The organism is Croceicoccus gelatinilyticus, assembly GCF_018398395.1.
GTDB lineage: Bacteria > Pseudomonadota > Alphaproteobacteria > Sphingomonadales > Sphingomonadaceae > Croceicoccus > Croceicoccus gelatinilyticus.
On record NZ_JAHCBF010000006.1, the window covers coordinates 262,464 to 273,999 of the forward strand.

At 62.7% G+C, this 11,536-nt stretch carries 10 protein-coding genes; 2 read left to right on the top strand and 8 right to left on the bottom strand.

The features are described from left to right. Positions 1-35: 35 nt before the first annotated feature. The 8 genes from KIH45_RS14430 to hutI all read right to left on the bottom strand — a co-directional run bounded on the left by KIH45_RS14430 (position 36) and on the right by hutI (position 9,279). Positions 36-272 (bottom strand): hypothetical protein, encoded by a 237-nt coding sequence (locus tag KIH45_RS14430; protein WP_213176728.1) that lies wholly within the window; start codon positions 270-272, stop codon positions 36-38. A gap of 239 nt (positions 273-511) precedes the next feature. Further along, positions 512-877, bottom strand: a complete 366-nt coding sequence (locus KIH45_RS19540; RefSeq protein ID WP_213176777.1) for an HAD family hydrolase — start codon at positions 875-877, stop codon at positions 512-514. A 166-nt stretch (positions 878-1,043) separates the two neighbouring features. Next, a complete protein-coding gene (locus KIH45_RS14440; RefSeq protein WP_213176729.1) occupies positions 1,044-2,189 on the bottom strand; it encodes a copper resistance protein B in 1,146 nt (381 codons plus the stop codon). Then, a complete protein-coding gene (locus KIH45_RS14445; protein ID WP_213176730.1) occupies positions 2,186-4,021 on the bottom strand; it encodes a copper resistance system multicopper oxidase in 1,836 nt (611 codons plus the stop codon). The genes KIH45_RS14440 and KIH45_RS14445 overlap by 4 nt, the downstream gene beginning before the upstream one ends. Positions 4,022-4,068: 47 nt before the next feature. Then, complete coding sequence (gene hutU, locus KIH45_RS14450; RefSeq protein ID WP_213176731.1) at positions 4,069-5,730, bottom strand: urocanate hydratase; 1,662 nt, start codon at positions 5,728-5,730, stop codon at positions 4,069-4,071. Next, positions 5,727-6,554, bottom strand: coding sequence for an N-formylglutamate deformylase (hutG, locus tag KIH45_RS14455; protein ID WP_213176732.1), 828 nt, complete (start codon positions 6,552-6,554; stop codon positions 5,727-5,729). Before hutG ends, hutU begins: the two co-directional genes overlap by 4 nt. Further along, positions 6,554-8,083, bottom strand: coding sequence for a histidine ammonia-lyase (gene hutH / locus KIH45_RS14460; protein WP_213176733.1), 1,530 nt, complete (start codon positions 8,081-8,083; stop codon positions 6,554-6,556). The genes hutG and hutH overlap by 1 nt, the downstream gene beginning before the upstream one ends. After that, positions 8,080-9,279 carry an imidazolonepropionase gene (gene hutI / locus KIH45_RS14465; RefSeq protein ID WP_213176778.1) on the bottom strand — a complete coding sequence of 400 codons (1,200 nt, stop codon included), beginning with the start codon at positions 9,277-9,279 and terminating at the stop codon, positions 8,080-8,082. The genes hutH and hutI overlap by 4 nt, the downstream gene beginning before the upstream one ends. A gap of 114 nt (positions 9,280-9,393) precedes the next feature. On the opposite strand from hutI, the gene KIH45_RS14470 reads away from it, so the two are divergent. After that, the gene (locus KIH45_RS14470) at positions 9,394-10,758 is read left to right on the top strand and encodes a formimidoylglutamate deiminase (RefSeq protein WP_420481941.1); all 1,365 of its coding nucleotides are present in this window, start codon (positions 9,394-9,396) and stop codon (positions 10,756-10,758) included. Then, the gene (locus KIH45_RS14475; protein WP_213176735.1) at positions 10,755-11,450 is read left to right on the top strand and encodes a UTRA domain-containing protein; all 696 of its coding nucleotides are present in this window, start codon (positions 10,755-10,757) and stop codon (positions 11,448-11,450) included. Before KIH45_RS14470 ends, KIH45_RS14475 begins: the two co-directional genes overlap by 4 nt. Positions 11,451-11,536: the final 86 nt, after the last annotated feature.

Consider the following 11,536-nt stretch of genomic DNA (forward strand, 5'->3'; position numbering starts at 1 on the left):
AAACCCGCAGTTTTACGTGTGCAAATGGAAGAACTCTATTGTCTCGCAACATTTTGTTGTGAGACAATAAAGTTTTTCCAGATACAATAAAGTTTTTCCACTTTGTCGTTTTTGACAAAAAAGATTTTCCATTCAAATTTGTGATTTTTGTCGGAGTTCTGCCGTTTTCTGAGGTCCCCGGTTTTTTTCGCGTTTTTCGGCCCATGCGCAAACCGGCTTTTTTGGCTCCGGTAGAATGCTGAACTGGGCAGATGCATCGCGACGTCAGCCATATGCCCCGCCCCTGGTCATCTTCCGTGCCGAGGCGCCAAGAGCGGACGTTGCCATCGAGTGGTGGCCTTGGGGCTTTGCCACCATTACATAACGTTATGCCGGACGGCAGGTCTCGCCAGAAGCCGACATTCTGCGCACTAAAAGACTATCTCCGAGTAAGGCAAAGAATGGGCCGATTGTAGACAGTCCGCTCCGAGCAAGAATGCATAGGAAAGGAGACGCCGCGGTAATTCTATGTTCAATTCGCACTGATGACGATCTGTTTGACTAGATCACTGAGAGATTTTGCCGAGAAGGCAGGCTCGTCGGCCAGGGGATACCAAGCGGGACCCGGCCTCTGCACAAACCCGGTCGTCATCCCAGCGCATCGCGCCCCGATCAGGTCCGGAGGATGACATGCTATCATTAGAGATCGATCGGGAGCGATGCCCATCTTTTCCAGGCCGTAGCGACAGCTGCGTGCTTCGGGCTTGAATGCGCCACTCGGCCTTACGATCAGCATCGCTTCGAAATTCTTCGCTAGGCTTGAGTCTTCCATTCGCGCCGCAAGACCGCTTTCGTCGGAATTCGTAAGCGCAACCGTCTTTAGGCCCGATTTCTGCAGTCGCTTTCTGCATTCCGTGCTTCAAGGGTATGAATCTTGCGGTATCTTGAACCGGTCAATTGTTTGATCTGTAGTGCCGCGGCGAAATTTGTTAGTTTTAACAGATGGTTATAAGGTTTGGGTGGGGCTAAGGATCCTGCCCGCCCCAACCATTCGGACTTTCCGGTCAGTACCAGAGACGCAGGCCTGCGACGAAGGCGGTCGATGATGTCGCTTCGCCGTCCGCACGGGCGTAGTCGGCGCTCTTGCCCAGTTTCCAGTGCTGTTCCACGCCGATGTAGGGCGCGAATTCGCGGGTGAAGTGGTAGCGCAGGCGCAGGCCCGCCTCGATCGCATCGATGCCCGCCCCCACGCTCAGTTCGGGGATGTCCTGAGCGGATAGCGACACCTCCGCCCGAGGCTGGAGGATCACGCGCTGCGTTACGCGCTGGTCGAGTTCGGCCTCGACCTTCGCGGTGAGGTCGCCCTTGTTCGACAGGAAGGCGGCGGCGTCGACTTCGAACATGAAGGGGGCAACGCCCTGCACGCCGATCACGGCATGGGTGCGCGACGGACCGGTAAGGTCCTGCCTCACGCCTGCCTGAAGGTCGAACCAGGGCCCGATGGCGCGGCTGTAGAGCGCCTGGATTTCGGCATCTTCCACGCCTTCACCGAATGCGCCTTCGCCTTCGGACTTGATCCAGAACTTGTCGAGATCGCCGCCGTAGTAGCCCTGCACGTCCCACAGGTAACCGTCGGGGCCGTCCTTTGCCTGATACTCGAGCCTGTCGGCCTGCAGCCACAGGACCGGCATTCCGCTGGTTTCGTGCACGAGCGCGGTGCGGCTGGCGGCCATGGCATCGGTGCCCCAGATGGCGTCGGCGGCATTGGCCGGGCCGGTGGCGGTCGACGGAGCAACGGTGCCACCCATCGGCATTGCGCCGTGGTCCATGGTCGAGTGATCCATCTCGCCGTGGTTCATCGTGGAGTGGTCCATCTCGCCATGGTCCATGGTGGAGTGATCCATCTCGCCGTGGTTCATGGTCGAGTGGTCCATCGAACCGTGATCCATGGTCGAGTGGTCCATCTCGCCGTGATTCATGGTCGAGTGATCCATCTCGCCATGGTCCATTGTCGAGTGATCCATCGCGCCGTGGTCCATGGTCGAGTGATCCATCGACCCGTGATCCATGGTTGGGTGGTCCATCTCGCCGTGATCCATCGAGCCATGATCCATCACCGGCTCTTCGCCATCGGCCTCCTGCGCCGATGCCGCTGCGGGAAGGGCGAGGACTGCGAGGACGAGCGGCAGCATGCTCACGGCGCGGTTCATTCGCCGTTCTCCGGGAAATCGACCGAGACGATCTGAAACATCCCCGAATGCATGTGGTAGAGCAGGTGGCAGTGGAAGGCCCAGTCGCCCGGCTCGTTCGCGGTGAGGTCGAAGCGGGCGCTACCGCCGGGTTGTACGATCACGGTATGCTTCAACGGCTGGTACATCGCATTCGCGCCGTTGACCAGTTCGAAGAAGTGGCCGTGCAGGTGGATCGGGTGCGCCATCATCGTGTCGTTGACGAGCTTCACGCGCACCCGTTCGTTGAAGCCGAAGCGGATCGGTTCGTCGCTGACGGCGCTGAACTTCTTGCCGTCGAACGACCACATGTAGCGTTCCATGTTGCCGGTCAGATGGATCTCCATCTCGCGCGAGGGGGCGCGATGGTCGGGGTTCATCTTGAGCGCAACGAGATCGCGGTAATTCAGCACGCGGTGGCCAACGTCCGACAGGCCGATGCCCGGATCGCCCATCCGGTCGACAGGGTTCATAGCGACCATGTCGATGCCGGGGCCGACCTTGACGTCATCGGGCAGAAGCGAGGTGTCGCGCATCGAGTGACCCGACATATCCATCGCGCCGCCAGCCGTGGCGCCCATATCCATTGAGCCGTGATCCATCGATCCGTGGTTCATCGATCCGTGGTTCATCGAACCATGGTCCATCTCGCCGTGATCCATCCCCGACATGTCGCCGCCCGATCCGTGGTCCATACCCCCGTGATCCATGCCGCCCATGCCCATGTCGGCCATCGTCAGCAGCGGCGGGTCGCGTAGCGCGGGGACTTCTGCCCGCGCACCTGGGCGGCTGGCCAGCGTTGCCACGGCCATGCCCGAACGGTCCATCGCTTCGGCCACGATCGTGTGCGCCTCGCCCGTCGGTTCGACCACGATGTCATAAGTCTCTGCCGTGCCGATCTGGAATTCGTCGACCTCGACCGGGCGCACGTTCTGGCCGTCTGCGGCCACGACCCACATCTTCACGCCCGGAATACGGATGTTGAAGAAGCTCATCGCGCTGCCGTTGATGACGCGAAGGCGCACCCGCTCACCCTTGTTGAACGCGTATTCCAGCCCTTCTTCCGGCCCGTGGCCGTTGGCGAGATAGGTATAAGTCGAACCCGTCACGTCGAGGATGTCGGTCGCCATCATCCGCATACGCGCCCACATCCGGCGGTCTGCACCGTCCAGCGGATAGTCGTCGGTCCAGCTGGTCTGCTGATAATTGAAGTAGCCTTCGCCCTTCTTCAGCTTGTCCATGATCGTATGCGGGTGAAGCGGTGTGAACTCGCTCAACAGCAGGACATAGTCGCGGTCCGCCTGAACCGGATCGGGACCCGCCGGTTCCACGACGATCGGGCCGTAATGACCGGCCTGTTCCTGCAGGTTGGAGTGGCTGTGCCACCAGTAGGTGCCCGACTGGCGCACGGTGAAATCGGCGACGAACGTCTGGCCGGGCGCAATGCCGGGAAAGCTGACGCCGGGGACGCCGTCGTACTGGAACGGCACCAAGAGCCCGTGCCAGTGGATCGAGGTATCCTCTGCCAGCGTGTTGGTGACGGCCAGCTGGACGTGCTGCCCTTCCTTCAATCGCACCAGCGGGCCCGGAACGCTGCCGTTGACGGCAAAGGCATGGCCCTGCCGCCCCTGCACCATCTGAATGCCTTCACCCACGGTCAGGTCGATGCGGTGGCCCGACACCTCGTCGAAGCCCTTGCGGATGTGCGCGCCGTGCATGTCCGCCCCGCGCGCCCATGCTGGCAGGGCCAAGGCGCCTGCACCAAGTGCACCAACTTCTAATAGTTGGCGACGTGAAACCAGCAAATCGGACATCTTTTCTGCAACTCCGTGGGTATCTTTAACTTTGGTGCGGTCGAGCGTCAGAGCGAAGGCAGGTCGAGCCCTTTCTCACGCGCGCAGTCGATTGCGATCTCATAGCCTGCGTCTGCGTGGCGCATCACGCCGGTCGCCGGGTCGTTCCAGAGTACGCGCTCAAGCCGCTTGGCAGCGGCTTCGGTGCCGTCGGCGACGATGACCATGCCCGAGTGCTGCGAATAGCCCATGCCGACGCCGCCGCCGTGGTGTAGCGACACCCACGTTGCGCCGCTGGCGGTGTTCAGCAGGGCATTGAGCAGCGGCCAGTCGCTGACCGCGTCGGATCCGTCCATCATCGCCTCGGTCTCTCGGTTGGGGCTGGCGACCGATCCGCTGTCGAGGTGATCGCGCCCGATCACGACAGGGGCTTTCAGTTCGCCATTTGCCACCATTTCGTTGAACGCCATGCCCAGCCGGTGACGGTCGCCGAGGCCGACCCAGCAGATGCGGGCGGGCAGGCCCTGGAAGTGGATTTTCTCTCGCGCCATGTCGAGCCAGCGGTGAAGATGCTCGTCATCGGGCATCATCTCCTTCACCTTCTGGTCGGTGCGGTAGATGTCCTCAGGGTCGCCAGACAGCGCGGCCCAGCGGAACGGGCCGATCCCGCGGCAGAACAGCGGGCGGATATAGGCGGGGACGAAGCCGGGGAAGTCGAAGGCATTGTCAACGCCCTCGTCCTTGGCGACCTGCCGGATGTTGTTGCCGTAATCGACCGTGTGGACACCCGCGGACTGGAAATCGAGCATCGCGCGCACGTGGACTGCCATTGACGCTTTCGCCGCCTTGGCGACGGCTTCGGGTTCACGCTCGCGCCGTTCGATCCATTCGGCGACGGTCCAGCCTGCGGGTAGGTAGCCGTTGACGGGATCGTGCGCGCTGGTCTGGTCGGTGAGCAGGTCCGGGCGGATGTCGCGGCGGTACATTTCGGGCAGGAGTTCGGCGGCGTTGCCGAGCAGGCCTACAGACACAGGGGTCTTTGCCGCATTCGCCTCCTCGATGATTGCCATGGCCTCCTCGATCGTCGTCGCGCTGCGGTCGAGATAGCCGGTGCGAAGGCGCATTTCGATGCGGCTCGGCTGACACTCGATCGCAAGGCACGACGCGCCCGCCATGACTGCCGCCAAGGGCTGCGCGCCGCCCATGCCGCCAAGGCCCGCCGTCAGCAGCCAGCGCCCCGCCAGATCGCCGCCGTAATGCTGGCGGCCCATCTCGGCGAAGGTCTCGTACGTGCCCTGAACGATGCCCTGCGTGCCGATGTAGATCCACGAACCGGCAGTCATCTGCCCGTACATGGCGAGGCCCTTCTTATCGAGCTCGCCGAAATGGTCCCAGTCCGCCCATTTGGGCACGAGGTTGGAATTGGCGATCAGGACGCGCGGCGCATCGGGATGCGTGCGGAAGACGCCGACGGGCTTGCCGGACTGCACCAGCAGCGTCTCGTCATCGTTCAGGCGCTGCAGCGTTTCGACGATGCGGTCATAGCTTTCCCAGTCGCGGGCGGCGCGGCCTATGCCGCCATAAACGACCAGTTCCTCGGGCCGTTCTGCCACGTCGGGATGCAGGTTGTTCATCAGCATCCGCATCGGGGCCTCGGTCAGCCAGCTCCTGGCCGTGATCTCGCTGCCCGTCGCGGGGCGGATCGTGCGGGTGTTGTCGATGCGGGTCATTGGTCAATCTTCCCGGTATTGTTCTGGGCGAAGGCGATGCAGGCCTTCAGGATGTCGGACAGGCTGGCGGCAAGCGGCGCCGCATAGTCGGGCTCGAACGGAGGGGGCCAGTTCGAGGGGGAGGGCACGTCAGGCTCGGGCGAATAGCCGCGAATGGCCAGTTCCATCTGGATGGCGTGAATGCCGTCTGCGGGCCGGCCATAGAGCCGCGTGGTCCACCCCCCGCGGAACCGGCCGTCGAGGACGTGGCTGCGCCCGCTTGCCGCGCAGATCGTGGTTACCGCGTCGGACAGCGCCTTGTCGCAAGTCTCGCCGCCGTTGGTGCCGATGTTGAACTGGGGGAGCTCGCCATCGAACAGGCGGGGGACATGGCTGCGGATCGAGTGCGCATCGTAGAGCACGACCGCGGGGTGACCTGCGCGCAGGCGGGCAAGCTCGCTTTCGATCGCGGCGTGGTAAGGCGCAAACCAGTTGTCGCGGCGGCGGGCGATCTCGGCCTTGTCGGGTTCGCTGCCCGAATAGAGTGGCTCGCCGTCGAACGTGGTGGTCGGGCACAGTTCGGTGGTGGCCTGTCCCGGATAGAGCGACGCGCCAGAGGGATCGCGGTTCACGTCGATCACGCTGCGCGAAATGGCGGTGCGGATCGTCGTTGCGCCCAGATCGCGGGCAAAGGCATAGAGCCGGTCCACCCACCAGTCGGCATCGCGGCGAGCGAGCCACGGCGACGCAAATTCGCCTTCGACATTGGCAAGGTCGGTACCCGTGTGCGGGAAGGCGACGACAAGCGGCGCAGTGCCCCGATGTATGTACAGCCAGTCGCTCATCAGCCGATCGCCGGAAGGTCAGTCCCCGCCGTGGCGGCAAGTTTGCCGGAAAGGACGAGCGATGCGGCCTTTTCCATGTCGGGATGGAAATAGCGGTCGTCCGACAGCGAGGGGACAAGCCCGCGGATCAAGGCGCGTGCCGCCTCCAGCGGCTTGCTGGACGAAAGCGGGGCGTGGAAATCGATCCCTTGCGCCGCCGCCAAAGCCTCGATCGCGATGACACCGGCGGCGTTGCGCGCCATGTCGGCAAGTCGCCGCGCGCCGTGTGCTGCCATCGAGACATGGTCTTCCTGGTTCGCCGATGTCGGAATGGAATCGACGCTGGCCGGAAAGGCGCGCTGCTTGTTTTCCGAAACAAGCGCGGCGGCAGTGACTTGCGGGATCATGAAGCCCGAATTGAGCCCTGGCTTGGGCGTAAGGAACGCGGGCAGGCCCGACAGAGCCGGATCGACCAGCATGGCGACGCGGCGCTCCGACAGCGATCCGATCTCGCAGATCGCCATGGCAATCATGTCGGCAGCGAAGGCCACCGGCTCTGCATGGAAGTTGCCGCCCGACAGCGCCTCGTCGGTATCGGCGAAGATCAGCGGATTGTCCGAAACGCCGTTCGCTTCGACCGAAAGCGTTGTTGCCGCCTGCCGCATCATATCCAGAGCCGCGCCCATCACCTGTGGCTGACAGCGCAGGCAGTAGGGGTCCTGCACGCGCTCGTCGCCCTTGAGGTGGCTGGCGCGGATGTCAGAGCCATCCATCAATTCGCGCAACGCGGCGGCGGTCTCGATCTGTCCGGCATGGCCGCGAAGGTCGTGGATGCGAGGGTCGAACGGCGTGTCGGAGCCCTTGGCCGCCTCTGTCGAAAGCGCGCCGGTGACGAGCGCGGTCTGGAGCAGGGTTTCGGCTTCTAACAGCCCGGCTAGCGCATTGGCGCAAGAGAACTGCGTGCCGTTCAACAGCGCGAGACCTTCCTTGGGGCCAAGCGTGAGCGGGGCAAGACCTGCCTTCTCCAACGCTTCGGCGGCAGGGAGGCGTCTGCCATCAAGGACAATCTCGCCTTCGCCGATCATTGTCGTCGCAAGGTGTGAAAGCGGGGCCAGATCGCCGCTGGCGCCGACCGAACCCTGGCACGGGATGACGGGCGTAAGGCCGCGTTCGATCATCGTGGCGAGCAGGTCCAGCGTCTCGGGCCGGATACCCGATGCGCCGCGCGCGAGGCTGACCATCTTGAGCGCCATCATCAGGCGGACAACCGGTTCGGGGGAGGGATCGCCCACGCCTGCGGCATGGCTCAGCACGATATTGCGCTGAAGCGTGGCAAGGTCGGCGTCGTCGATCCGCACGCTCGCCAGCTTTCCGAAGCCGGTGTTGATGCCATAGACCGGTTCGCCGCGCGCAAGAATGCGCTCGACCGAGGCCGCGCTTTCGCGGACCGCGTCCATGCAGGCGGGGTCGAGCGTGGGCCGCCCGCCGCGATAGATCGCCCGCCACTGGGACAGGGTGACGGCCCCGGGCTGCAGGGTCAGGTCGGTCATCGTCCTCTCCAGATGCGGGCGTGTAGCGGGTTGGCGCCCATTGCGTGGACCAGTTCGGCCGGATCGCCTACGTTCCAGATCGCCATGTCGCACTGCTTGCCGGCAGTGAGCGTGCCGGTCCCGTCGCTCATGCCAAGCGCGCGGGCCGCGTTGCAGGTCACTCCGGCAAGGCATTCCTCGACGGTTAGGCCGAACAGGACCGAGCCCATGTTCATGGCGAGCAGGAGCGAAGTAAGCGGCGAGGTGCCGGGGTTACAGTCTGTTGCCAGCGCGATCGGCACGTCTGCCTTGCGCAGCAGGGCGACGGGCGGCTTGCGGGTCTCGCGCATGAAATAGAACGCACCGGGAAGCAGGGTCGCGACAGTCCCGGCCTTCGCCATCGCGGCCACGCCCGTGTCGTCGAGGTGTTCAAGATGGTCCGCCGAAAGCGCACCATGCGCGGCGGCAAGGCTTGCGCCCTTCTGGTCGGACAGCTGCTCTGCGTGAAGCTTGACCGGCAGGTCGTGAGCCGCGGCAGCTTCGAAGACCTTTTCGGTCTGCGCAGGGGTAAAGCCTATGTTCTCGCAAAACACATCGACCGCGTCGGCAAGACCTTCGCTGGCCACGGCAGGGATCATCTCCTGCGTGACGAGATCGATGTAATCGTCGGCGCGACCGGCGAATTCAGCGGGCAGGGCATGCGCGCCAAGGAACGTGGTGCGGATTGTCACGCGCCGCTCGTCAGCCAGCCTGCGAGCGGCGCGCAGCATGCGCATCTCGGTTTCGAGATCGAGGCCGTAGCCCGACTTCACCTCGACCGTGGTCGCCCCTTCGGCAATCAGCGCGTTGAGGCGGGGCAGGGCGGAAGAGACCAGCTCGTCCTCGCTCGCGGCCCGCGTAGCCGTGACGGTCGACCGGATGCCGCCGCCAGCGCGGGAGATTTCCTCGTAACTGGCGCCGGTGCGGCGCATTTCGTGCTCGGCAGCGCGGTTTCCGGCAAAGACGAGGTGGGTGTGGCAGTCGATGAGGCCGGGAGTGACGAGGCGCCCTTCGCAATCGACGGTGCGTTCGGCGACAATGTCCGGTGCTGCGCTGGCCGGACCTGCGTAGACAACGCGTCCGTCTTGCGCGGCGATCATGGCGTCGGGAATGACTGTCAGGCAGCCGTCCGTCATCGTCGCGAGCCGGGCCGCGGTCCATCTGGTTTCGCACTGCATCATGGCTGCCGCCTCCTCACCGACGATTTGTTGCATAGCGCCGGATTATTGTATAGACAATATACGCATTAAAAACGTTCAAATGATTGGACCCTGCTAGCGATGGGGCAAACGATGGGGCAAAATCGGGTTCTGCACTTTGCCAAGGCACTTTTGCCGGATGGATGGCACTCGCAAGTGAACATCACGCTTGCCGGTGGCCTGATCAAGGCAGTCAAAGCCGACTGCGCCCCGCCTGAAGGGTGCGAGCGCCATGGCGTGGCAATCCCCGGAATGCCCAACCTGCACAGCCACGCGTTTCAACGCGCGATGGCAGGTCTTGCCGAATACAGGAGCGCTGACGGGGACGACTTCTGGTCGTGGCGAGATCTCATGTATCGGCTCGCCAGCACAATCGCCCCTGACCAGCTTCGCAAGATCGCGGCAATGGCGCAAATCGAGATGCTGGAGAGCGGATTTACCCGCGTCGGTGAATTTCACTACCTTCATCATGATCTTTCAGGTCGGCGCTTTGGAAATCTTTCCGAGATGTCCAATGCGATTTTTGCCGCTGCTTCGGACACCGGCATCGCAATAACTCACCTGCCAGTATTCTACGCGCATGGCGGTTTTGATGGGGCTGCGCCGACCGAGGCTCAGGCCCGATTCGTTTGCAATCTCGATGAGTTCGCCCATTTGCTGGAGCTCTGTCGGGAAGGCGCAGCTGACCTGCCCGATGCAGTAGTGGGGCTCGCCCCTCATTCCTTGCGCGCAGTGGCACCTAAAGAGCTGGGCGCATTGGAAGAGTTGGCTGGCGACGGGCCAATCCACATCCACATTGCCGAGCAGTTGCGCGAGGTCGCGGATTGTCGTTCAGCACTCGGCACGACGCCAGTCCGCTGGTTGCTCGACAATACAAGTGTGGGCTCCAGATGGTGCCTCGTTCATGCCACGCACGTCGATGTTGGTGAGGTGTTGGACATGGCGCGATCGGGAGCGGTCGTCGGTCTATGTCCTATTACTGAAGCAAATCTTGGTGATGGGATTTTCCCCGCTCGGGCATTCATGGAGGCAGGTGGGCGGTTCGGAGTTGGCTCCGACTCGAACGTCCGGATCGATATGGCGGAGGAATTGCGGATCCTCGAATATGGCCAGCGACTTAGTTTGCAGAATCGCAACATAATGACTTCAAGGAAATTCTTGTCCAATGGCCGCTCGCTGTTGGAAAGCGCGCTTCACGGTGGCTGGCAGGCCTTGGGCGTAGAAGGCGGGATCCGGCCTGGGGCGTCAGCCGATCTCGTTGCACTGCGAGAAGACGTTTTGGTATGCGGGGCACGAGGGGATGACGCCCTTGTTGACCAGTTGGTATTCTCTGCCGGTTCGCGTGCGATCGACCGCGTGTGGCGGCGGGGTCGATTGGTGGTGAGCGGCGGGCGTCATGTCATGCGTGATCAGGTCGAGGGGGAATACAGGGCAGTGCTGAAAGCGCTCATCACATGACCGCTCTGCACGAGCGTATCCGAAGGGACATCGAGTCCCGCATACTTGGCGGTGAACTGGCCCCCGGCGATCGTTTGCCTATCGAGCATGACCTGATGGCCGAGTACGGCTGTTCGCGCATGACGGTGAACAAGGCGATCTCTGCGCTCGCCGCTGCCGGGTTGGTTAACCGCAAGCGCAAGGCTGGCACGTTCGTCGCCGCACCGAAAGCGCATGCAATGGTGCTGGACATTCCCGACCTCGCGCATGAGGTCCAGGAACGCGGGCAGGTCTATCGATATCGCCTTCTGCACCGGGAGATATGCAATGCGGGCAAGGTCGACAGTTCGCTCGAGATTGAGGGTGACGTCTTGTGGACTGTCGGAGTTCACATAGCGGACGGAAAGCCTTTCGCTCATGAGAGTCGCGCGGTGAGCCTGACGGCAGTTCCGGAGATCGACGATGCGGTATTCGATCCGGACAGCCCCGGCACCTGGCTACTAAAACATGTTCCCTGGACCGAAGCAGAAACCGCGATCTCTGCGACCGCCGTTTCGGATCGAGAGGCTCACGCACTCGGTGTCGCAGACAATACCGCCTGCCTTTCCCTTGTCCGCCGCACTTGGCGATCCGGTGAGCACATTACCGCAGTGCGGCAATTGTTCATCGGCGATTCGTATACGCTCGTTGCCCGGTTCGGCGCGTCCGCATAATAAAATTACCCAAATGAAATTTTTAATCACCGGATCGCGCTTTCGGTAGACGGATTATATGCGGAACTCGATTTGATAATAACAAT

What these genes read in the sequence shown, in the direction of transcription:
- KIH45_RS14475 (WP_213176735.1), top strand. Translation starts at nt 10,755, where the DNA reads ATGACCGCTCTGCACGAGCGTATCCGAAGGGACATCGAGTCCCGCATA.
- hutU (WP_213176731.1), bottom strand. Translation starts at nt 5,730, where the DNA reads ATGACCCGCATCGACAACACCCGCACGATCCGCCCCGCGACGGGCAGC.
- KIH45_RS14445 (WP_213176730.1), bottom strand. Translation starts at nt 4,021, where the DNA reads ATGTCCGATTTGCTGGTTTCACGTCGCCAACTATTAGAAGTTGGTGCA.
- hutI (WP_213176778.1), bottom strand. Translation starts at nt 9,279, where the DNA reads ATGCAGTGCGAAACCAGATGGACCGCGGCCCGGCTCGCGACGATGACG.
- hutG (WP_213176732.1), bottom strand. Translation starts at nt 6,554, where the DNA reads ATGAGCGACTGGCTGTACATACATCGGGGCACTGCGCCGCTTGTCGTC.
- hutH (WP_213176733.1), bottom strand. Translation starts at nt 8,083, where the DNA reads ATGACCGACCTGACCCTGCAGCCCGGGGCCGTCACCCTGTCCCAGTGG.
- KIH45_RS14430 (WP_213176728.1), bottom strand. Translation starts at nt 272, where the DNA reads ATGGCTGACGTCGCGATGCATCTGCCCAGTTCAGCATTCTACCGGAGC.
- KIH45_RS14440 (WP_213176729.1), bottom strand. Translation starts at nt 2,189, where the DNA reads ATGAACCGCGCCGTGAGCATGCTGCCGCTCGTCCTCGCAGTCCTCGCC.
- KIH45_RS14470 (WP_420481941.1), top strand. Translation starts at nt 9,394, where the DNA reads ATGGGGCAAAATCGGGTTCTGCACTTTGCCAAGGCACTTTTGCCGGAT.